The sequence below is a fragment of the Sphingomonas sp. SP5 genome, assembly GCF_058313455.1.
The window spans coordinates 493,468-513,607 of sequence record NZ_JBZFLF010000001.1 but is presented as its reverse complement, the minus strand read 5'-3'; the positions used below and the strand labels follow the sequence as shown (position 1 = coordinate 513,607).

17 protein-coding genes are annotated in these 20,140 nt (G+C 69.7%); 8 read left to right on the top strand and 9 right to left on the bottom strand.

Annotation, left to right across the window (positions count from 1 at the left end; genetic code table 11):
• Positions 1 to 30 precede the first annotated feature (30 nt).
• Positions 31 to 1,938: a BCCT family transporter gene (locus tag AC4GY7_RS02315; protein ID WP_491111788.1), complete on the bottom strand. Its 1,908-nt coding sequence runs from the start codon at positions 1,936 to 1,938 to the stop codon at positions 31 to 33.
• Between the two features lie 93 nt (positions 1,939 to 2,031).
• Here AC4GY7_RS02315 and AC4GY7_RS02310 point away from each other — a divergent pair, with 93 nt between their 5' ends.
• A complete protein-coding gene (locus AC4GY7_RS02310; RefSeq protein ID WP_491112078.1) occupies positions 2,032 to 3,363 on the top strand; it encodes an ABC1 kinase family protein in 1,332 nt (443 codons plus the stop codon).
• A gap of 13 nt (positions 3,364 to 3,376) precedes the next feature.
• Here the strand turns inward: AC4GY7_RS02310 and AC4GY7_RS02305 are convergent, their stop codons facing one another.
• Both AC4GY7_RS02305 and AC4GY7_RS02300 read right to left on the bottom strand, forming a co-directional pair.
• Positions 3,377 to 3,700, bottom strand: coding sequence for a hypothetical protein (locus tag AC4GY7_RS02305; RefSeq protein WP_491111787.1), 324 nt, complete (start codon positions 3,698 to 3,700; stop codon positions 3,377 to 3,379).
• Entirely contained in the window at positions 3,697 to 4,446 is a 750-nt protein-coding gene (locus AC4GY7_RS02300; RefSeq protein WP_491111786.1) for a FadR/GntR family transcriptional regulator, read from the bottom strand. The genes AC4GY7_RS02305 and AC4GY7_RS02300 overlap by 4 nt, the downstream gene beginning before the upstream one ends.
• A gap of 115 nt (positions 4,447 to 4,561) precedes the next feature.
• Here AC4GY7_RS02300 and AC4GY7_RS02295 point away from each other — a divergent pair, with 115 nt between their 5' ends.
• Positions 4,562 to 7,618 carry a glycoside hydrolase family 2 protein gene (locus tag AC4GY7_RS02295; protein WP_491111785.1) on the top strand — a complete coding sequence of 1,019 codons (3,057 nt, stop codon included), beginning with the start codon at positions 4,562 to 4,564 and terminating at the stop codon, positions 7,616 to 7,618.
• 19 nt (positions 7,619 to 7,637) lie between these two features.
• On the opposite strand, the gene AC4GY7_RS02290 is transcribed toward AC4GY7_RS02295, so the two are convergent.
• Positions 7,638 to 9,044: an MFS transporter gene (locus tag AC4GY7_RS02290; RefSeq protein ID WP_491111784.1), complete on the bottom strand. Its 1,407-nt coding sequence runs from the start codon at positions 9,042 to 9,044 to the stop codon at positions 7,638 to 7,640.
• 108 nt (positions 9,045 to 9,152) lie between these two features.
• On the opposite strand from AC4GY7_RS02290, the gene AC4GY7_RS02285 reads away from it, so the two are divergent.
• Genes AC4GY7_RS02285 through AC4GY7_RS02265 form a run of 5 tightly spaced genes read left to right on the top strand, consistent with a single transcriptional unit; the run spans position 9,153 to position 14,108 of the window.
• Positions 9,153 to 9,572: a MarR family winged helix-turn-helix transcriptional regulator gene (locus tag AC4GY7_RS02285; protein ID WP_491111783.1), complete on the top strand. Its 420-nt coding sequence runs from the start codon at positions 9,153 to 9,155 to the stop codon at positions 9,570 to 9,572.
• A gap of 2 nt (positions 9,573 to 9,574) precedes the next feature.
• Positions 9,575 to 11,557 carry an FUSC family protein gene (locus tag AC4GY7_RS02280; protein ID WP_491111782.1) on the top strand — a complete coding sequence of 661 codons (1,983 nt, stop codon included), beginning with the start codon at positions 9,575 to 9,577 and terminating at the stop codon, positions 11,555 to 11,557.
• Positions 11,554 to 11,781, top strand: a complete 228-nt coding sequence (locus AC4GY7_RS02275; RefSeq protein WP_491111781.1) for a DUF1656 domain-containing protein — start codon at positions 11,554 to 11,556, stop codon at positions 11,779 to 11,781. Before AC4GY7_RS02280 ends, AC4GY7_RS02275 begins: the two co-directional genes overlap by 4 nt.
• Positions 11,782 to 11,787: 6 nt before the next feature.
• Positions 11,788 to 12,681, top strand: a complete 894-nt coding sequence (locus tag AC4GY7_RS02270) for an efflux RND transporter periplasmic adaptor subunit (protein ID WP_491111780.1) — start codon at positions 11,788 to 11,790, stop codon at positions 12,679 to 12,681.
• A complete protein-coding gene (locus AC4GY7_RS02265; RefSeq protein WP_491111779.1) occupies positions 12,678 to 14,108 on the top strand; it encodes an efflux transporter outer membrane subunit in 1,431 nt (476 codons plus the stop codon). Before AC4GY7_RS02270 ends, AC4GY7_RS02265 begins: the two co-directional genes overlap by 4 nt.
• 96 nt (positions 14,109 to 14,204) lie before the next feature.
• Here AC4GY7_RS02265 and AC4GY7_RS02260 read toward each other — a convergent pair whose 3' ends face one another.
• Positions 14,205 to 15,272, bottom strand: coding sequence for a cache domain-containing protein (locus tag AC4GY7_RS02260; protein ID WP_491111778.1), 1,068 nt, complete (start codon positions 15,270 to 15,272; stop codon positions 14,205 to 14,207).
• A 106-nt stretch (positions 15,273 to 15,378) separates the two neighbouring features.
• Between AC4GY7_RS02260 and AC4GY7_RS02255 the strand changes: the two genes are divergently transcribed.
• Positions 15,379 to 15,645 (top strand): hypothetical protein, encoded by a 267-nt coding sequence (locus AC4GY7_RS02255; RefSeq protein ID WP_491111777.1) that lies wholly within the window; start codon positions 15,379 to 15,381, stop codon positions 15,643 to 15,645.
• 157 nt (positions 15,646 to 15,802) lie between these two features.
• Here the strand turns inward: AC4GY7_RS02255 and AC4GY7_RS02250 are convergent, their stop codons facing one another.
• From AC4GY7_RS02250 to AC4GY7_RS02235, 4 genes are read right to left on the bottom strand one after another with little or no spacing between them, the layout of a single operon-like run.
• Positions 15,803 to 16,219, bottom strand: coding sequence for an HIRAN domain-containing protein (locus AC4GY7_RS02250; protein ID WP_491111776.1), 417 nt, complete (start codon positions 16,217 to 16,219; stop codon positions 15,803 to 15,805).
• A gap of 44 nt (positions 16,220 to 16,263) precedes the next feature.
• A complete protein-coding gene (locus AC4GY7_RS02245; protein ID WP_491111775.1) occupies positions 16,264 to 18,546 on the bottom strand; it encodes a xanthine dehydrogenase family protein molybdopterin-binding subunit in 2,283 nt (760 codons plus the stop codon).
• Between the two features lie 11 nt (positions 18,547 to 18,557).
• A complete protein-coding gene (locus AC4GY7_RS02240; protein ID WP_491111774.1) occupies positions 18,558 to 19,574 on the bottom strand; it encodes an FAD binding domain-containing protein in 1,017 nt (338 codons plus the stop codon).
• Positions 19,571 to 20,125, bottom strand: a complete 555-nt coding sequence (locus AC4GY7_RS02235) for a (2Fe-2S)-binding protein (protein WP_491111773.1) — start codon at positions 20,123 to 20,125, stop codon at positions 19,571 to 19,573. The genes AC4GY7_RS02240 and AC4GY7_RS02235 overlap by 4 nt, the downstream gene beginning before the upstream one ends.
• Positions 20,126 to 20,140: the final 15 nt, after the last annotated feature.

Below are 20,140 nucleotides of genomic sequence, written 5' to 3'. Positions count from 1 at the left end.
GCTTCTTGAGATAGTGGACTGCGCGCGCGCTCAGCCCAGGCGCCACCGCTCCAGCTGCGTCAGCACGTCGCCGGCGATCTGATCGACCGACAGTCCGGTGAGATCGCGGACGCGCGGGTCGCCCGTGCTCTGGGCCGCCAGCATCCACGCCATGCTGCGCCGTGCTTCCGATGCCTCCAGCGCGGTATAGGCCGCGAGCGGGCGGGACCGCGGCGCCAGCCGATAGGTGAACGGCCGGTCGCCCGCGGCGGCGATGGTCAGGACGATCCCGGTTTCCTCGATCGCGAGGTCGAGGTCCGTCCAGCCCTCTGCCTGCATCGCGTCATGGACGGAACGGAGCGCCGGCTCGCCCTGCGCGCTCATCTGCTGCACGATATCGGCGCGCCGGGCCGGGACCAGCAGGCGCTTTAGCCGCTCGCTGACCGCCGGCGCCTCGCCGGACAGCGTCACGCCGGCAAGATCGGCATTGGTCTGACGCACCAGCCCGACGGCGAGCAGCAGCATGATGAAGCAGAAGGGCAGCGCCGCGAGCAGCGTCGCCGCCTGCAATGCCCCCAGGCCGCCTGCCACCAGCAGCAGCGTCGCGGTGACGCCGAGCAGTACGCACCAATAGATGCGCTGCCAGCGCGGCGTGTCCTCCGCCCCGCCCGAGGCGAGCGTATCGATCACCAGCGCGCCGGAATCGGCGGAGGTGATGAAGAACACGCCGACCAGCACGATCGCCAGCGTCGATGTGACGCCGGCTGCCGGCAGATATTCCAGGAACTTGAACAGGGCGGTCGACAAATTGGCCTGCACCGCCTGCGCGATGCCGCCCGCCGCCGTGCCGAGGTCGAGCGAGATCGCCGTGTTGCCGAACACGGTCATCCACAGGAACGTGAACGCGGTCGGCACGAACAGCACGCCGATCACAAATTCGCGAATGGTCCGCCCGCGCGAGATACGGGCGATGAACATGCCGACGAACGGCGACCAGGCGATCCACCACGCCCAGTAGAACAGCGTCCAGTCCGCCATCCACGCGCGGGGCTCATAGGCGTAGAGGGTGAAGGTACGCTTCACGAAATGGTCGAGGTACAGGCCGAAATTCTGCACCAGCGCGCGCAGCAGGAACAGGGTGGGGCCGATCGCAAGCACGAACAGCATCAGCGCGATGGCGAGCAGCAGGTTGAGTTCCGACAGGCGGCGGATGCCGCGGTCGGCGCCGCTCAGCACGGACAGTGTGGCCGCACCCATCACCACCACGATGACGATGATCTTGACCGCTATCGTGTCCGGCACGCCGTAATTATATGCGAGCCCCGCCGTCATCTGCGACACGCCGAAGCCCAGCGAGGTCGCGACGCCGAAGACGGTGCCGCATACCGCGAACACGTCGATCGCATCGCCGAGCGGGCCGTTGATGCGCTTGCCCAGGATCGGCGACAATCCCGATCGCAAGGTGAGCGGCAGCCCCTTGCCGTAGGTGAAATAGGCGAGGCTGAGGCCGACCAGCGCGTAGATCGCCCAGGCATGCACGCCATAATGGTGAAAGGTGATCGCCATTGCCTCGCGCGCGGCGAGAATCGTGCCGCTCTCGGCCTCCGGCGGGGAGATGTAGTGCTGGATCGGCTCTGCGACCGCGAAATACATCAGGCCGATGCCCATGCCTGCGGCGAACAGCATCGCGAGCCATGAGACGTAAGGAAAATCCGGCTCCGAGTCCGCCGGTCCCAATTTCAGCCGACCCGCCGGGCCGAAGCCGAGCGCGAGCACCACGACCAGAAACACGGCGACGGCGGCGATGTAGAACCAGCCGAAGGTGTCGATCGTCCAGGCCTGCGCCGCCTTGAACGCCAGGTCGGCCCGCCCCGGCATGGCAAGCGTGGTGACGAGCAGCGCGGCGATGATCGCCGACGCGCCCCAGAAGACGCGCGGATTGATGTGACTCTTGGGCATTGCGAGCGGTTTAGTGCAGATTGGTCCGAAATGCTAACCGACCGGTGGCCGGTCGCCACGGAGCGGTTGCCGCAGCAGCGCGTTCATCGCAGCATGGCGTACGACGAAGACAGAGAGGCGCGGCACCGCGCGGTGCCGAGCGGCAGGCTGGCACGGCTCGGCGGGTTCGGGCGACTGGCGGGCGGGGTCGCCGGCGGCATGCTGGCCGAGGGTGCGCGGCGGCTGGCTGCGGGCGAACGGCCGCGGATGAGCGATCTGGTGCTGACGCCCGGCAACGCCACGCGGGTCGCCGATCGCCTGTCGCACTTACGCGGCGCGGCGATGAAGCTCGGCCAGATGATCTCGATGGATGCGGGCGACATGCTGCCGCCGGAACTGTCGGCGATCCTCGCCCGCTTGCGCAATCAGGCCTATCGCATGCCGCCGGCGCAACTCGACCGCGTGCTGCAGCAGGAATGGGGAAAGGACTGGCGACGCCGGTTCCGCCATTTCGAGGCGTCGCCGATCGCTGCCGCCTCGATCGGCCAGGTGCACCGCGCGACGCTGCCCGACGGGCGGCTGTTGGCGATCAAGGTGCAATATCCCGGCGTCGCCGAGAGCATCGATGCCGATGTCGACAATGTCGCGACGTTGCTGCGGGTATCAGGCGTCTTGCCGCCCGCGATCGACCTTGCGCCGTTATTGGTCGAGGCCAAGCGGCAGCTGGCGGATGAGGCGGATTACGTGCGCGAGGGCGCAGCGCTGCGCCGCTATGGCGAGCGGCTGGCTGGCGATCCCCGGTATGTCGTGCCGGATCTGGAAGACGCGCTGACCACGCGCCGGGTGCTGGCGATGCGCTTCGTCGAAGGCCGGCCGATCGAGGCACTGGCCGAGGCGTCGCAGCCGGAGCGCGATGCCGCGATGACCGCGTTGGTCGCCCTGGTGCTGCGTGAACTGTTCGCCTTCGGCACGATGCAGACCGATCCCAATTTCGCCAATTACCGCTGGCAGCCGGAGACGGGCGCGCTGGTGCTGCTCGATTTCGGCGCGACGCGAGAGGTGCCGCCGGAGACGAGCGCCGCCTATCGCCGGCTGATCGAGGCGGGCCTTGCCCGCGACCTGCCGCGCATCCGCGACGTGGCGGTGGAGACCGGCTTCCTGGGGAAGGCGGCCGCAGCGGCGCACCAGCCGGCGGTCGACCGGATCATCGCGGCGATTGATGCGGCGCTCAATCGACCAGGTCCGTTCGATTTCGGCGATCGCGCCTTCGTGCCGGTGGTCCGCGAGGAGGCGAAGGTGATGATCGCCGATCGGGACACCTGGCATGTGCCTCATGTCGAAACGCTGTTCGTCCAGCGCAAGGTGAGCGGCACCGCGTTGCTCGCGGCGCGGCTGAAGGCGCGGGTGGATGTGCGCGGGCTCGCCGCGGCAGCGATCGGCGCCTGACCGGGACGCCGCATCATCCCTGTTCGAGCGCGGCATACCATGCGGCATAAGGCGTGTTTCTGGCGAGGTGACGGTTGAGGTCTTCGTCGCCGGGCCACCACACGGGGCCGCGTTCGCCGAGCGACACCTTGGCTGCGTTCACCGCCGCCCGCGCCGTCGCCAGCGCCGCTGCGTCCTCGGCCGCCAGCGCCGTGCGCACGGCGCGGCGGGCCTCCATCAGCGCAGCCACATGCGCCTGGCGTTCCTCTTCGGGCAGATCGGGGTTCGCCCGCCGCCACAGCCGCCCCCGCACCACGATATAGCGGCCATCGGGCGTCACCGGCACGGGCGCCTTCATGCCCAGGCGCGCATCGCCACCCGCACCCTGCGCGCATCGGCATCGGCCTCGGCGCGCTGGATGAGTTCGAGTCGTGTCGCCTCCAGCAGATCGTCGACCACCCGGCCGAGATGCGCGCGCATCGCCGCGCGCGCGGCCTTGCTGTCATGCGCGGCCAGCGCATCGACGATCGCGCGATGTTCGTCGACCCGCGGCGCGACGCCGTTGCGGCGGGCGGCGGCGAACATGTGTATGCACAAGGGCGAGCGTTCGCGCAGGTCCCAGAGCGATTCCACCATGGTCCGGATCACGCTGTTGCCGGTCGCATCGGCAATCAGCAGGTGGAAACTCCGGTCTACGTCGACTTTGTCCGGCTGCTCCGTCTGATCCGCCATCGCCTGCAACAAGGCTTCGAGCTCCGCCAGCCGATCGTCGTCGATCGCGGTCGCGGCGAGCGCGGCCGCCTCGCCCTCGATCGCCAGCCGCGCCTCGATCAGCTCGAACGCTCCGACATCCAGGTCACCGAACTGCCGGTCCGGCGCCGCCGCCTGCGTGACGTAGATCCCCGACTTGTGCCGCGCCTCGACCAGCCCGCGCATCTCCAGCGCGATCATCGCCTCGCGAATGGTCGGGCGGCTGACCTTGAACTCCTCGGCGAGGTCCCGCTCGCCGGGCAGGCGTTCGCCGATGCCGGGCGTCCCCGAGGCGATGCGGGTCGCGAGGGCTTCGGCGACCTGTTGGTAGAGCTTGCGATGCTGAGCCGTCATGACCTGGATTGTCGCCAACCGGCGCAGTCATGTCAAACCAGATCCCCCGAAATTCCGCTTGTCCTGGCCTGACATGAGGTACAATGTGCATCAACAAGACACTATGTGGGACAAGATGATGCGCTTCCGGTTCCTCACTGCCGCCGCTGCCGCGGCCCTGCTGGCGTGCGGGGCGGCGGCGCACGACGCATCGATCGTCGCGCCGTCCGGCCGCTCGACCTTCAACCTCAATCCCGCCTGGGTGATGACGACGGGGGAGCGCCAGGGCGCGGAGCGGCCCGGCTTCGACGACAGCGGCTGGACCGCCGTCACCTTGCCCAACGCCTTCAACGAACGCGAGGCGCTCGCGCGCGACATCAAGGATCTGTCGACCGGCATCACCTGGTACCGCAAGCGCTTCACGTTGCCGCGCGGCGCACAGGCAGGAAAGGCCTTCCTGGAATTCGAAGGCGTGCGGCAGGCGGCCGAGGTGTGGGTGAACGGCGTGTCGGTGGTGCTGTCCGAACGCGGCGCCATGGCGTTCGGCGCCGACATCACCCGTGCGCTGAAGCCGGGCGAGAACCTGATCGCGGTGCGTGTCGACAACGACTGGCGCTACAAGGAGCGGGCGACCGGCAGCGGGTTCCAGTGGAACGACCGCAACTTCAACGTCAATTACGGCGGCATCACCCGCAACGTGAAGCTGCACCTGACGCCGCTCGCCCATCAGACGCTGCCGCTCTATTCCGACCTCGGCACCACCGGCCAATATGTCTGGGCGGACGGCTTCGACCTGCCGGGCCACGCCGCGCGCGTGCATGCCGAAACGCAGGTGCGTAACGACGACACGCGGTCGCGCACGCTCGGCTATCGCGTCGAGGTGCGGGATCGCGAGGGGCGGATCGTCGGCCGGATGGACGGCGGCACGGTGACGCTGGCGCCCGGCGAGACGCGGAACCTCGCCGCGGCGACGCGGATCGGCGGGCTGCATTTCTGGAGCTGGGGCTATGGTTATCTGTATCGGGTGACGACCAGCCTGATCGACGACGGCCGCGTGATCGATGCGGTCGACACGCTGACGGGTTTTCGCGCGACGGCATTCGGCGATGGCATGATCCGCCTCAACGGGCGGGTGATGCAGGTGCATGGCTATGCCCAGCGCACCTCCAACGAATGGCCCGCCGTCGGCGTCTCCATCCCGCCGTGGATCAGCGACTTCTCCAACGGGCTGATGGTGGCGAGCGGCGCCAATCTGGTGCGCTGGATGCACATCACGCCATCCAAGCAGGATATCGAATCCGCCGATCGCGTCGGCCTGCCGCAGGCGATGCCGGCGGGCGATGCCGAGCATGACGTCGAGGGGCGGCGCTGGGAACAGCGGCTGGAGCAGATGCGCGACGCCATCGTCTACAACCGCAACAATCCCTCGATCCTCTTCTACGAAAGCGGCAACGAGAGCATCAGCGAGCCGCACATGGCCGCGATGAAGGCGATCCGCGACCGATACGACCCGCATGGCGGCCGGGCGATCGGATCGCGCGAGATGCTGGACAGCCGCATCGCCGAATATGGCGGCGAGATGCTCTACATCAACAAGAGCGCTCACATCCCGATGTGGGCGATGGAATACAGCCGCGACGAGGCTGCGCGCCTGTATCAGGACGCGGATACGCCGCCGTTCCATGCCGACGCGCCGGACTATAACCGCAACCAGGACAGCCAGGCGCAGGAGGATGTGCGGCGCTGGTGGGATTATTACCGCCTCCGCCCCGGCACCGGCCGGCGGGTGAGCGCCGGCGGCGTCAACATCATCTTCTCCGACAGCAACACCCATTATCGCGGCGACAACAACTACCGCCGGTCGGGCGAGGTGGACGCGATGCGGCTGCCCAAGCAGGGCTATTATGCGCATCAGGTGATGTGGAACGGCTGGGTCGATCCGGAAACGCCGGCGACGCACATCGTCGGGCATTGGAACTACCGGCCGGGCACGCGGCGCGCGGTCAGCGTCGTGTCGAACGGCGCGTCGGTCGAGCTGTTCCTCAACGGCCGGTCATTGGGGATGGGCACGCGATCGAGCGGCTTCCTGTTCACCTGGCCCGAGATCGCCTGGCAGGCGGGGACGCTGCGAGCGGTGGCGCGGGGGGATGATGGCCGGGTGTCGGAGGATGTGGTGGCGACGGCGGGGGTGCCCGCGGCGCTGCGCCTTACCCCGCATACCGGACCGCGCGGCTTCGTGATGGACGGCGCCGATCTCGCGCTGGTCGATGTCGAGGTGGTGGACGCGGCGGGGCGGCGCGTGCCGGTCGCGCACGACCTGGTCACCTTCGCCCTCTCCGGGCCGGCGCAATGGCGTGGCGGCATTGCGCAGGGCGACAGCTCCGGCAAGCCGCGCGCCGCCGAGGCGGTACAGGGCGAGGCAATTCCCGGCACCACGCCGACCGCCGGCACGGCGCGGGGCGAGGACAATTACATCCTGTCGCAACGCCTGCCGGTGGAGGCGGGGATCAACCGCGTGCTGCTGCGCGCGGGGAATCGCGCCGGGCCGGTGCGCCTCACCGCCAGCGCGCCCGGCCTGAAAGGAGCGACCCTGACGCTGCCGGGGCTCGCCGCGCCGGCCGTGGAGGGCGGGCTGTCGCGTAGCTTTGCCGATGCGGCGCAGCCCGGATTGCTGACGCGGGGGCCGACGCCAACAGGCCCCTCCTATCGCGTGACGCGGACGACGCTGCTGCCGACCGCCATCGTCGCAGGCGCTAACCAGGCGGAGGCGGTGAGGACGACCGACGACAACGAACTGACGCGCTGGACGAGTGACGGCAAGCCGGACACGGCGTGGATCGAATATCGCTTCGCCGCGCCCGTCACCTTGAGCGAGGTGGAGCTGAAGCTCGTCGGCTGGCGCTCGCGCGCCTATCCGCTGCGGATCACGCTCGACGGGCGCGAGGTGTGGCAGGGGGAAACCGAGCGACAGCTGGGCTATGCCGCCATCGCCTTCCCGTCGGCGCGGGGCCGCGTGCTGCGCATCACCCAGGTGGCGCCGACGCAGGACCGCGACGCCTTCGGCAGAATCGTCGAGGTGAGCACGGCGCGCCAGGCGGGGGATACGGGTGCCGATGCGGTGCCGGCCGGATGGCGGCTGGGAATCGTCGAGGCGGATTTCCACGGACCGGTCCCGGCAGCGCGGCGGCGGTGAGGCAGGCCGCGCCCTCGCTCTAGGCCGGCGCGCGCTCCCCGGCGAAGGCGATGCGACGCGTACTGAGGAACGCCGCGACGACGCCGAGCGCCGCTGACAGCAGCAGCGGCGCGATCGAGGTCGGGCCGGCGACGCGGAACAGCAGGGCGATGAGCACCGCGCCGGCCGTCTGCCCGACCAGCCGCGCCGTCGCCAGCATGCCCGCGGCGGCGCCACTGCGCCGCGGCGGTGCGAGGCCGAGCATGGTGCGGTTGTTGGGCGTCTGGAACAGGCCGAAGCCGATGCCGGCGAGCAGCAGCGGCAGCCCGATCAGGGCGATCGGCACATGCACCGGCATCAGCGCCGCCAGCAGCATGCCGAGTGCGAGCAGTGCGAGCCCGATGCCGCCGAGCAGCCCCGCATCGACGCGCTCGACCAGCCGCCCCGCCACCGGCGCGGCGAGCGCGGTGCCGATCGGCAGCGGCGTGATGAGCAGCCCGGTCATCACGTGGCTGAGCCCGAACCGGCTCTGCAGATAGAAGGGCAGGGCGACCAGCGCGACCATCTGCGCGGCAAAGGAGGTGGCGGAGGTGAGATAGGACAGGCGCAGCACCGGCACGCGAATCAGGTCGACCGGGATGAGCGGCGTGTCGTCGCCCCGCGCGCGGCGGAAGACGGCGATACCCGCGCCGATCCCGACCGCGAAGCTCAGCGCGGTGCGCAGCGATTCGGTCCCGTGCGCGACATCCGAACAGCCGAGGAACAGCGCGGCGAAGGCGAGCGCGTTGAGCAGCGCCGAGCGCCAGTCGAACCGCTTGGCGAGCCGCGGCGTCACCGGCAGCGCCACCGCCGCGATGGCGAGCGACAGCAGGCCGAGCGGCACGTTGACCGCGAACAGCCAGCGCCAGGACGCGACGGCGAGCAGCCCGGCGGCGACGCTCGGCCCCGCCGCCGCCGAGACGGCGACGATCAGCGCATTGTAGCCGATGCCGCGGCCGAGCTGCGCGCGCGGATAGGTGAAGCGGACGAGCGCGCCGTTGATCGCCATGACGCAGGCGGCACCCAGCCCCTGCACGAAACGCGCGACCGCAAGGCCGGTCAGGCTCTCCGACAGGCCGCAGGCGAGCGATGCGGCAGCGAACAGGCCCAGCCCGAACAGGTAGACGCGGCGATAGCCGACGATTTCGGCCAGCGCGGCGGCGGGCAGCAGCAGCATGGTGATCGCGATCTGATAGGCATTGACCACCCAGATCGACGAGGCGGCGGTCGCCCCGAGTTCGCGGGCGATCGTCGGCAGCGCGAGGTTGGCGATCGAACTGTCGAGCACCGCCATCGCCAGCGCGAGCCAGATCGCGGCGGCGGACCAGTAGCGGCGCGGTGTCGGCAGGCCGTCGGGGAAGGCGGCGGGCGATGCGGCGGAGGATGTCGGCGGGGGTGTAGCGGTCACGGGGCAAGTCTTCATCGTCGCTGCGATCCGATCCGACCGCTTGAAACCAGATAGATAGGAAACTATCAATGTCCAGTGACAAAGTCGGATCCTCAGTTGCAGCGCCGGATGGGCGCCCTGCTCGTGCCGGTGGCGCGCGCCTATCGCCGCCAGCTCGATCGCGGCCTCGCCGACCTGTCGCTGTCGCATTCGGTGGCGCTGGCCGTGATGCTGATCGGGCGGGTGGGTGACGGCCTGCGGCAGGGGACGCTCGCCGACCAGCTGGGCATGGAGGCGCCCTCGGTGGTGCCGATCGTCGACCAGATGGAGCGCGGCGGCCTGGTCGAGCGGCGCGTCGATGCGAGCGACAAGCGCGCACGCACGCTGCACCTGACCGACGCGGGCCGCGACCTCGCCGCGCGGGCCGAGGCGCGGACTGCGGAGGTGCGCGCCGAGCTGCTCGGCAGCATCGATCCGGCGGATCTCGCCGCCGCGGTGCGCGTGCTGGAGGCACTGACCCAGGCGATCGAGGCGGCGGGGCAGGACTGACCATGCGGATCGGATGGCGGGAGGCCGTCTTTTCGGCCAACACCTTCGCGGCGGCGATGCTGGGGCTGCTGGTATCGTTCTGGGCGGGGCTGGATCGTCCCTTCTGGGCGATGGCGACGGCCTATATCACCAGCCAGCCGCTGAGCGGGGCGGTGCGATCCAAGGCGGTGTTCCGCATCACCGGCACCGTGATCGGCGCGGCGGCGACGGTGGTGCTCGTCCCCAACCTGGCCAATGCGCCGCTGCTGCTCTCGGCGGCGCTGGCGCTCTGGGTGGCGGGATGCCAATATGTCTCGCTGCTCGACCGGACGCCGCGTTCCTACGTCTTCATGCTGGCGGGCTATACCGCGGCGCTGATCGGCTTCCCCAGCGTCGCGCATCCCGAGGCGATCTTCGACACCGCGGTGCTGCGTGCCGAGGAAATCGGCATCGGCGTGCTGTGCGCGGCGGTGGTCCATTCGGTGGTGTTTCCGCGCAGCGTGTCGGGCCTGCTCGGCAACCGCGTTGCGACGATCATGCGCGAGGCGGAGGCGTGGATCGCCGATGCCCTGTCGATCGTCCCGCCGGCGCGGATCGCGGCCGAGCGGCGGCGGCTGGCGGCGGACGTCACCGAGCTGCATGCCATGGCGATCCACCTGCCGTTCGACACAGCGCGCGCGCAGCCGCGCCGCGCGACGATGGCGGCGTTGCAGGACCGGCTGGTCATGCTGCTGCCGTTGGTGTCGGCGGTGGAGGATCGCATCCGCAGCCTCGCCGCGCTGGCGCCGCTGCCGCCTGCGGTGGCGACGCTGGTCGGCGATATCCGGCAATGGGTCGCCGCCCCCGATGCGGATGCAGGCGATGCGCTGGCCGTGCGGGCGCGAGCATTGGCCGCGGCGGTGCCGGATCGCAGCTGGCAGGGATTGCTGACGCTCAACCTCGCCGAGCGATTGGGCGAACTGGTCGAGCGGTGGCGGACGACGCGCGCACTGGCGGCGGCGGTCGTCGCGCCGGATGAGGCGACGCCGCCATCGGTCCGCGCCCTGGTGCGCGAACGGAGCGCACGGCCGCTCCATCGCGACCACGGGCTGGCGCTGCTGTCCGCGTGTGCGACCTTCCTCGCGACGTTCGGCTGCTGCCTGTTCTGGATCGCCACCGCCTGGCCAGAGGGTGCGGTGGCGGCGATGATCGCGGCGGTGATCTGCTGCTTCTTCGCGACGCTCGACGATCCGGTGCCGGCGCAGCGCAACTATCTGGTCTGGACGTTGGTGTCGGTGCCGCTGGCGGCCGTGTATCTGTTCTGGATCCTGCCGGCGGTGGACGGCTTCGTGATGCTGACCCTCGTGCTGGCGCCGGCGCTGCTGGTGCTCGGCGCCTTCATGGCGCTGCCGCATTGGTACGGGCGAATGATGCCGCTGCTGATCGGCTTCATCGGCGGCCTTGCGCCGACCAACGTCTTTTCCGTCGATCCCGCCGGCTTCTTCAACGGCAATGTCGCGCAGCTGGTCGGCTGTGCGGCGGCGATCGTCGCGACGCAGCTGGTGCGCAGCATGGGCGCAGGTGCGGCGATCCGGCGGCTGCGGCTGGCCGGTTGGCGTGACCTCGCCGCGCTCGCCCGCGGAGTGCCGCGGGGCGCCGCCGACTGGACCGGACGGATGCTGGACCGCGTCGGCCTGCTCGCCGCGCGGATCGGCGAGGTGGAGGGCGAGGATCGGGACCAGGCGACGGCATGCCTTCGCGAGCTGCGCATCGGCGTCAACGTCGCGCAGCTCGACGCCGGGGATGCCGCGCTGCGCCAGGCGATCGCCGTGCATTTCGAGGAACGGGCACAGGGCGCGGAGGGCGATCCGGCACCGGCACTGCTCGACCGGATCGATGCGGCCATCGCCGCCGGCTGGCAGCTGCCGGTCGACGATCGCCATCGCACGCTGGCCGCGCTCACCGGCCTGCGCCGCAACTTCTTCCCCGCCGCCCCCGCCTGGACTCCCGAAAGGCTGGCGGCATGACCGGAGAGATCGCCATCGCGGGCGTTTTCGTCCACCCGCTCCTCATCGCCGCCTGCCTGGCGCTGCCCCTGTCGCAGCTGTTCGGCTGGGGCCTCGCGCGTGCCGGTTTCTACCGGCTGGTGTGGCACCGCGGCCTGTTTGACGTCGCGCTGCTGGTCGTGCTGTGGGCCGGCCTGGGCGCGCTCCTCACCGGCGCGCCCGTCGGCGCCGCCCTGTTCGGCTGAATCATGATGAACCGTTTGTCCTTCCGCCCCATCCTGTTGCTGCGCGTCGCCGTGACGCTGGCCATCGTCGCGCTCGCCATCCTCGCCGGGCGGCGCCTGTGGACGCATTACGAGGTCGAGCCCTGGACGCGCGACGGCCGCATCCGCGCCGACGTGGTGCAGGTCGCACCCGACGTGTCCGGCCTCGTCACCCGCGTGCTCGTCCGCGACAACCAGGCGGTGACCGCGGGCATGCCGTTGTTCGAGGTCGACCGGCCCCGCTACCAGCTGGCCGTATCGCAGGCGCAGGCCGCGGTCACCGCGCAGGCCGTGCAGCTGGCCCAGGCCCGGCGCGAGGCGGGGCGCAACGCGCAGCTCGGCGACCTGGTCGCCGGGGAGGTGCGCGAACAGGGCCTCGCCCGCGTCCAGCAACTCGTCGCGGCGCTCGATCAGGCGCGGGTCGCACTGGCCACGGCTCGGCTCAACCTGCAGCGGACGGAGGTGCGGGCGAGCGTCGCCGGCAAGGTCGCCAACCTGGGGCTGCGCCCCGGCGATTATGCCAGCTCCGGGCATCCGGAATTCGCGATCATCGACACGGGGTCGATCCACGTCATCGGCTATTTCGAGGAAACCAAGCTGCCCCGCATCCATGTCGGCGATCCGGTCGAGGTGCGGCTGATGGGCGACGAGCGGCCGATCCGCGGCCATGTCCAGAGCATCGCCGGCGGTATCGAGGATCGCGACCGGGCGCCCGGCGCGAACCTGCTCGCCAACGTCAATCCGACCTTCAGCTGGGTACGCCTCGCCCAGCGCATCCCGGTGCGCGTCGCGATCGACGCGCTGCCCGCCGGCGAGGCGCTGGTCGTCGGCCGCACCGCGACCGTCGTCGTCCAGCCGCAGGCGAAGGGAGTGCAGGCATGATCCGCCGCCTGTCCGCGCTGGCCCTTGCCGCATCGCTGCTCGCCGGCTGCGCGACGGTCGGGCCGAACTACAGCCGCCCCGCTGCGGCGGTCGCCGAGCGGCCGTCCGCCACCGCTGCCTTCGTCTCGGGGCGCGACCTCAAGCTCTTCGCACCCGCGCCGGTGCCGGCGGATTGGTGGCGGCTCTATCGCGATCCGGCGCTCGATCGGCTGGTCGCAGATGCGCTGGCCGCCAACACCGACCTGCGCGTCGCACAGGCGAACATCGCGCGGGCGCGGGCCGGCGCCGATCTCGCCCGCGACGCCACCCGGCCGCAATTGGGCATCACGGCCGCGCCCGGCTATGGCCAGCGTTCGGCCGAAGAGGAGCTGCTGCCCGGTGCCGCACTGCCCAGCGCCTTCGTCTATTCGGCGGGCGCGTCGGTGTCCTATCAGGTCGACCTCGTCGGCCAGGTGCGCCGCGCCGTCGAGGCCGCCGATGCCGATCTTGCCGCGACGCAGGCCGCCTATGACAGCGTCCGCGTGACGGTGGTCGCCGGCACGGTCGGCGCCTATGTCGATGCCTGCGCGGCGGGGCGCGAGATCGGCATCGCCCAGCAGGCGCAGGCCTTGCAGGCGCGCAGCACCGCGCTGACCCGCCGGCTCAATCAGGCCGGGCGGGGGATCTCGCTCGACGTCACCCGATCGCTGGCGCAGGAGGCGCAGGTGCGTGCGACCATGCCGGGACTGCTGGCGGCAAAGCAGCTGGCGCTCTTTCGCCTCGCGACGCTGACCGGCCGTCCGCCCGCCGAATTTGATCGCACCGTCGCCACCTGCGTGGAGGAGCCGCATCTCACCCGTCCGATCCCGATCGGCGACGGCGCCGCACTGATCCGCCGCCGTCCCGACATCCGCCGCGCCGAACTGGAGCTGCATGCCGCGACCGCGCGGATCGGCGTCGCGGAGGGCGAGCTTTACCCCAAGGTCGCGCTCGGCGCCTCGACCGGATCGGTCGGCCTGCTCGGCAACGCGCTGGGCAGCGACACCTACAAATTCTCGCTCGGTCCGCTCATCAGCTGGCAATTCCCCAATCGCACCCGCGTGCGTGCCCGCATCGCCGGGGCGCAGGCGGAGGCGGATGCGGATTACGCCCGCTTCGACGGCGCCGTGCTCGCCGCCTTGCGCGAGACGGAGAGCGCGCTCACCGTCTACGCCCATGATCTCGACCGGGCCGCCGCGCTGCGCCAGGCGCGCGATCAGGCAGCCAGGGCGTCGCGCGATGCGACCACGCTGTTCCGCGCCGGGCGCACCGGCTTCCTGCCGACGCTGGACGCGCAGCGCACGCTCATCGGCGCCGAACAGAGCCTTGCCGCCGCCGAGAGCCGGATCGCCGCCGATCAGGTGCAGCTGTTCCTGGCGCTGGGTGGCGGCTGGGGCAATCAGGGCTAACCGCAGCCGCCGCCGGCAGCCGCGCCGATCGCGGGTCGCCATGCCCGCGCCCTATTCGCATCGAAAGGCGCGGCGGACCGGGTTAAGCAGGTGTTCCTATTGCGCTGTGTTCGCGTCGGTCGCGGTGGCGGCAGCGCGCGCGAGCAATGCGTCGGCGATCTGCCGCTCGGTCGCGACATGCTCCTCAATGACGCAGCGCAGGTCGAGCCCGCTGATGCCGTGTTCGGCGCGCACCGGCGCCTGGGCGAGGTTGAGGCCGTCGGTGGCGCGGAGCGCGGGGCCATCGCCTTGGATCGGGTGCGGGTAGGGGGCGTGATAGGCATAGGTCCCGGTGGTGGCGACCACCCGTGCCATCGGGTCGACGATCGATGCGACCGCATTGGCCGCCGTGCGGTTAAGGACGTTCATGATCGCTGCCGCCTGCCCTTCGAAATCGTACTCCAGATAGCAGACGCCGATCGTCATGCCCTCCACCCGTACCGGCGCGACGTAGATCAGTACGCAGCGATCGTGCGACCAGGGGTTCTTCCACACCGCATCGGTCATCCAGTCGATGCCGGCCGGTGCCGCCATGGCCCGCTGATATTGCGCATAGCCCTTGAAGTTGACCTTGCGCACCTCCGCATTGTCGTGCGCGCACACCGCTACCTCGCCTTCGGCATCGACGATGAAGGCGTTGAGAAAATAGGGCGAACATTGCAGCAGTGTGCGCAGCCGGTGCAGCGCGCGTGCTTCGCTGCGCGCCGAGGCGCTATCGAGCATCAGCGCCTCGGACACCGAATAGTCGCTCGCCAGCATGCGGATATCGATGGACCGATCGTAGAGCGTCCGCGCCAGCGTATCGGCGATCGATTGCGCGAGATCGACCAATCGCCCGCCCTCGATGTCGCGCGCCAGTTCGTCGGCGATCAGCGATCCGTGATGGAGATGCCCCAGCACCTCGTCGCGAAAGCGGGTTGCGGAGGTACGCGCCAACCCGGCGAGGCTCTTCACCTCCTGCGCGACGACCGAAAAGCCACGTCCGGCATCGCCGGCGCGCGCCGCCTCGATCGTGGCGTTGAGCGCGAGCAGGTTGGTCTGGACGGCGATCGCTTCCGCCTTGGTGGCATGCGCGGTCACCTCGTTGCTCAGCGAGGTCAGCAATGAGCGGATGCGGCGGGGCATGGCAGGCTTTCGCGAAACGACGGGTGCCGACGGTAGCGGTGAAGGGTTAACGCCCTGTTCTGCACGGCGCATTCGCTTATCGGCGTGAGCGAGCTACAGGCGGGGCATGGACCTCGACGACCAGATGCGCCGCTATTTCGGGACTGCCGAGCTCGAGGCGGTGCCGCCTCCGGCGCTCGCCGCCGGGATCGAGCACATGCGGGTCGACCTGGGGCTGGAGACGGACCGGTCGCGCCGCTTTGCGCTGTGGACTTTGCTCTTCATGCTCGATGCGGCTCCGGCCCTCGACGTCGCCTTTGCCGACCCTGCCGATCGCGATGCCGCGCGCGACCTGATGGCGCTGTTTGAACGGATGACGCCGCCCGAAGAGTAAGGCGCTTCAGGTGCGATAGAGCGCCAGGCCCAGCGCCAGCATGCCGGCCATCGAGACGGCGAGAAGCGCGATCATGACGAGGATCGCACGGCGGACGATGGGTCGGTTTTCCATGCTTTTTCCTAGGCTGCACACGCGCCTTACGCCACCATCGGGCTCACGCTCCCCATTCGGGACCATCCTCGTCGGGGTAGAAGACGGGCGGCTCGTTGGTTTCGATCCCGGGACGCGATAAGGCGGGCTGGGATGACGGCTGCGGCAAGGTCGGGGTGCCGCCCCCGAAACGGGCGCGGATATAGGCCACGCTCCCCTCCATCCCCTGGAAGATCGCCGTTACGCCTTCCCCTCGGCCGATCCGGCCGCCGATATACGGCGCGCGTTCGGCGGTGACGTATCCCAGTTGCACGCCGCGTGGGCCGACCACCGCGATGGCGTTGCCGTCGTGGCGGTTGCGCGGTTCCGGCACGAGCGCCACGGTGTCGCCCGGCAGCGTCATCATCGCTTCCGACCGGCGGTTGCTGCCATCCGCATTGGCGAAGTCGATCCCGACCACGGCGAGGGTCAGTTCCTGCATGAACGGTTCCTCGGCGTCGGGGCTGGCAAGCGATGGCGGGCGGTTCAGGCCTGCCAGGTCCCGCCCGGCTCCGTTGCCTGCAGCTTGTCGATCGTGATCGGCAGCGCCCGGACCCGCTTGCCGGTGGCATGATAGATGGCGTTGGCGACGGCCGCGGCGGTGCCGACGATGCCGATCTCGCCGAGCCCCTTGACGCCCAGCGGCGTCACTTCGGAATCCGGTTCGTCGACGAAGATCACGTCGATCGCCTCCACGTCCGCATGGGCGGGGACGTGATATTCCGCGTAATTGTGGTTCATCCACCGGCCCAACCGGCGATCGGCGAAGGTTTCTTCATGAAGGGCCATGCCTATGCCCATCACGACACCGCCGAGAATCTGGCTGCGCGCGGTCTTGGGGCTGATGATCCGGCCGGCGGCAACCGCGTTGACGACGCGGGTGACGCGGACCTGGTTCAGTTCCTCGTCCACCCGCACCTCGCAGAAGATCGCGCTGTGGGTGTTGCGGGATTTGCGTGCCATGGAAATCATGTCGCCGATACCGGGCGAGGCGGTTTCTTCCGCCTCGATCGTGTCGAGCCCGGCTGCCGCCATGATGTCACCCATCTCCACGCGGCGCTCGGGAGCGGACTTGAGCGCGATCGTGCCGTCCGCAAAGATGAGGTCGTCGATCGAATGGGCACCGTCAAGCGGCTTGCCGTCCAGCTTGTCGGCCGCCTTCAGCAGCTGCTTCGCCACCGCCTGGCAGGCGAGCTGCACCGCCGCGCCGGTAGAGGCCGCGCCCCAGGAGCCGCCCTCGACCGGCGCGGCCGGCAGGTCGCTGTCGCCGAGCTTGGCGACGATCCGCTCCGGCGGCAGGCCGAGCGTGTCGGCCGCGACGAGGACCATCACCGTATAGGTGCCGGTGCCGATGTCCGATGAGGCGGAGGCGACCTCCAGCCGCCCGTCGGCAAAGAGCGTGGCGCGCGCCGCGGTCTTGGCGAATTGCGCATCCCACATGCCGGTGGCGACGCCCCAGCCGATCAGCTCGCGGCCGTCCTTCATCGATCGCGGTTCCGGCGTGCGCTTGTCCCAGCCGAAGCGGGCCGCGCCCTCGCTGAACGCCTCGCGCAGCGCCTTGGAGGTGAACGGCGTGCCGTTCATCGCATCCTCCTCGGAATAATTGATGAGGCGGAAGGCGAGGGGGTCGACATCGGTGGCATAGGCCATCTCGTCGATCGCGATCTCGCACAAGGTCATGCCCGTCGCCGCGCCCGGTGCGCGCATATCGGCGGAGGTATAGGTGTCGCGAGGCGCGATCGTGTAGCTGCCCGATGCGTTGGGGCAGGCATAATTCATCATGCCCCAGACGACGATGTCCTCCATGTTGTTCTCGAACCGCGACGTCGACGTCGTGGCGTCATGGATCATCGCGCTCAGCTTGCCGTCGCGATCGGCGCCGAGCTTGATCGAATAGGTACATTCGGGACGATGCGCATGGGTGAACATCTGCGCACGCGTCATCACCACGCGCACCGAGCGTTCGAGGTGGATCGCCGCCATCACCGCCACCTGCACCTGCCATTGCGGGCGCAGGCCCGAGCCGAAACCGCCGCCGACATAGGCGTTGACGACACGCACATTCTTCTTGCCGAGCCCGAACGCACTGGCGAGATAGGCTTGGTCGCCCTGCGATCCCTGGATCTTGTCGTAGACGGTGATGCTGCCGTCGCCATGCCATTCGACGGTGGAGGCATGCATCTCCATCGGATTGTGATGTTCGGTGGCGAGGTGATATTCCCCTTCCACCGTCACCTCCGCGCGGTCGAAGGCGGCTTCGGCGTCGCCGCGGTCCTTGGGCGGATGGTAGTTGTTGCGGCGCTTGAGGTAGGAGGGCAGGAATTTTTCGGCCAGCGACGCCTCGAAATCGACGTTGTGCGGCTCCTCCTCATAGGTCACCTCGACCAGGCTGGCGGCGAACCGCGCGGCTTCGAAGGTGTCGGCGACGACTACCGCGATCGGCTGTCCGGCGAACAGGATCGTGTCGTCATGGAACGCCTTGAACGGTTCGCCGGGGATCGACAGTTCGTCCTTCCAGCTGCGGTCGAGCCAGGCCTGTTTGGGCCGGTTGAGGTGACTGACGATATCGATCACCCCCGGCACCGCGCGCGCCGCATCCTCGTCCAGCGCGACGATCCGCCCCTTGGCGATGCGGGAGGAGACGGTGACGCCGTAGAGCAGGCCGGCGACATTGTATTCGGCGGCGTATTTCGCCTGGCCGGTGACCTTTTCGACCCCGTCGACGCGGGAAATGGCGGTGCCGATGCCGACCTGTGCGGGTGCGTTCATGATGATGGTCCTCAGACGATGCGCTTGTCGGTATGGGACTGCGGCGTGCCGGCCGCCGCCTGATGCAGCGCTCGGACGACCGCGCGACGGGCGAGTTCGATCTTGAAGTCGTTTTCGCCCTGTCCAACGGCGCCGGCCAGGAGTGCATCTGCCGCGGCGCGGAACGCGTCCTCCTGCGGACGCTGGCCGTGCAGCAGTTCCTCGGCCGCAGGGACCCGCCAAGGCTTGTGCGCGACACCGCCCAACGCCACGCGCGCCTGGACGATCGTCCCGTCCTCACCCATCCGCAGCGCCACGGCCACCGACACGAGCGCGAAGGCATAGGACAGCCGGTCGCGCAGCTTGAGATAGGTGTAGTGGGTGGCGAACCCCTCCGCCGGCAAGTCGATCGCGGTGACCAGTTCGCCGGGGCGCAGGCTGTTGTCGCGCCACGGTTCGTCGCCGGGCAGCCGGTGGTAATCGGCGAAGGCGATCGTGCGTTCGCCGTCCGGCCCGCTGACCTGCACCGCCGCCTCCAGTGCGGCGAGCGCGACGCACATGTCCGACGGATGCGTCGCGATACACCGATCGCTCGCGCCGAGGATGGCGTGGATGCGATTGACCCCGCCGATCGCGCCGCAGCCTTCGCCGGGCGAGCGCTTGTTGCAGGGGGTGTCGACGTCGTAGAAATAATAGCAGCGGGTGCGCTGGTTGAGATTGCCGCCATTGGTCGCGGCATTGCGCAACTGCGGCGATGCGCCCGCCAGGATGGCAGAGGACAGCAAAGGATAGCGTTGCCGCACCCGATCGTCGTGGGCGGTATCGGCATTGGTGACGAGCGCCCCCAGCCGCAGCCCGCCGCCCTCCGTGTCCGCGATCGCGCCGAGCGGCAGGCGATTGATGTCGACGACGTGCAGCGGCCGCGCGACATTCTCCTTCATCAGGTCGACGAGGTTGGTGCCGCCGGCGAGATAGGCGCCTTGCGGATCGGCACCGGCGCGGACCGCCTCCGCCACGTCGCTCGGGCGCGCATAGTCGAAGCGGATCATGCCTTCTCCTCCGTGCCCAGCACGTCCAGTACCGCGTCGGCGATGTTGGTGTAGGCGCCGCACCGGCAGATGTTGCCGCTCATCTGTTCGCGCACCTCCTCGCGGCTGCGCGCGCGCCCTTCGTTGATGAGCCCCTGCGCCGAGCAGATCTGGCCCGGGGTGCAATAGCCGCACTGGAAGGCGTCGTGTTCGATGAAGGCGGCCTGCAGCGGATGCAGCGATCCGGGCTCGCCCAGCCCCTCGATCGTGGTCACCTCGCTGCCGTCCAGCGTCACGGCGAGCTTCAGGCAGGAATTGATCCGCTTGCCGTCCACCAGCACGGTGCAGGCGCCGCATTGGCCATGGTCACAGCCCTTCTTCGTACCGGTGAGATCGAGTCCGTCGCGCAGCAGATCGAGCAGCGACGTCCAGGGTGCGACATGCAGGGCATGCGCGGTGCCGTTTACCGTCAGGTCGACCGGCACGAAGCCGATCGGATCGGCGGCGACCCGCGCGCCGGCCCCGCGATCCAGCGTGGCGGCCCAGGGTGCTTCGGCGCTGACGTCGCCCATGATCGTTTCTCCCGT

What these genes read in the sequence shown, in the direction of transcription:
- AC4GY7_RS02245 (WP_491111775.1), bottom strand. Translation starts at nt 18,546, where the DNA reads ATGAACGCACCCGCACAGGTCGGCATCGGCACCGCCATTTCCCGCGTC.
- AC4GY7_RS02285 (WP_491111783.1), top strand. Translation starts at nt 9,153, where the DNA reads ATGGGCGCCCTGCTCGTGCCGGTGGCGCGCGCCTATCGCCGCCAGCTC.
- AC4GY7_RS02300 (WP_491111786.1), bottom strand. Translation starts at nt 4,446, where the DNA reads ATGACGGCTCAGCATCGCAAGCTCTACCAACAGGTCGCCGAAGCCCTC.
- AC4GY7_RS02260 (WP_491111778.1), bottom strand. Translation starts at nt 15,272, where the DNA reads ATGCCCCGCCGCATCCGCTCATTGCTGACCTCGCTGAGCAACGAGGTG.
- AC4GY7_RS02275 (WP_491111781.1), top strand. Translation starts at nt 11,554, where the DNA reads ATGACCGGAGAGATCGCCATCGCGGGCGTTTTCGTCCACCCGCTCCTC.
- AC4GY7_RS02265 (WP_491111779.1), top strand. Translation starts at nt 12,678, where the DNA reads ATGATCCGCCGCCTGTCCGCGCTGGCCCTTGCCGCATCGCTGCTCGCC.
- AC4GY7_RS02305 (WP_491111787.1), bottom strand. Translation starts at nt 3,700, where the DNA reads ATGAAGGCGCCCGTGCCGGTGACGCCCGATGGCCGCTATATCGTGGTG.
- AC4GY7_RS02310 (WP_491112078.1), top strand. Translation starts at nt 2,032, where the DNA reads ATGGCGTACGACGAAGACAGAGAGGCGCGGCACCGCGCGGTGCCGAGC.
- AC4GY7_RS02235 (WP_491111773.1), bottom strand. Translation starts at nt 20,125, where the DNA reads ATGGGCGACGTCAGCGCCGAAGCACCCTGGGCCGCCACGCTGGATCGC.
- AC4GY7_RS02295 (WP_491111785.1), top strand. Translation starts at nt 4,562, where the DNA reads ATGATGCGCTTCCGGTTCCTCACTGCCGCCGCTGCCGCGGCCCTGCTG.
- AC4GY7_RS02240 (WP_491111774.1), bottom strand. Translation starts at nt 19,574, where the DNA reads ATGATCCGCTTCGACTATGCGCGCCCGAGCGACGTGGCGGAGGCGGTC.
- AC4GY7_RS02270 (WP_491111780.1), top strand. Translation starts at nt 11,788, where the DNA reads ATGAACCGTTTGTCCTTCCGCCCCATCCTGTTGCTGCGCGTCGCCGTG.
- AC4GY7_RS02280 (WP_491111782.1), top strand. Translation starts at nt 9,575, where the DNA reads ATGCGGATCGGATGGCGGGAGGCCGTCTTTTCGGCCAACACCTTCGCG.
- AC4GY7_RS02250 (WP_491111776.1), bottom strand. Translation starts at nt 16,219, where the DNA reads ATGCAGGAACTGACCCTCGCCGTGGTCGGGATCGACTTCGCCAATGCG.
- AC4GY7_RS02255 (WP_491111777.1), top strand. Translation starts at nt 15,379, where the DNA reads ATGGACCTCGACGACCAGATGCGCCGCTATTTCGGGACTGCCGAGCTC.
- AC4GY7_RS02315 (WP_491111788.1), bottom strand. Translation starts at nt 1,938, where the DNA reads ATGCCCAAGAGTCACATCAATCCGCGCGTCTTCTGGGGCGCGTCGGCG.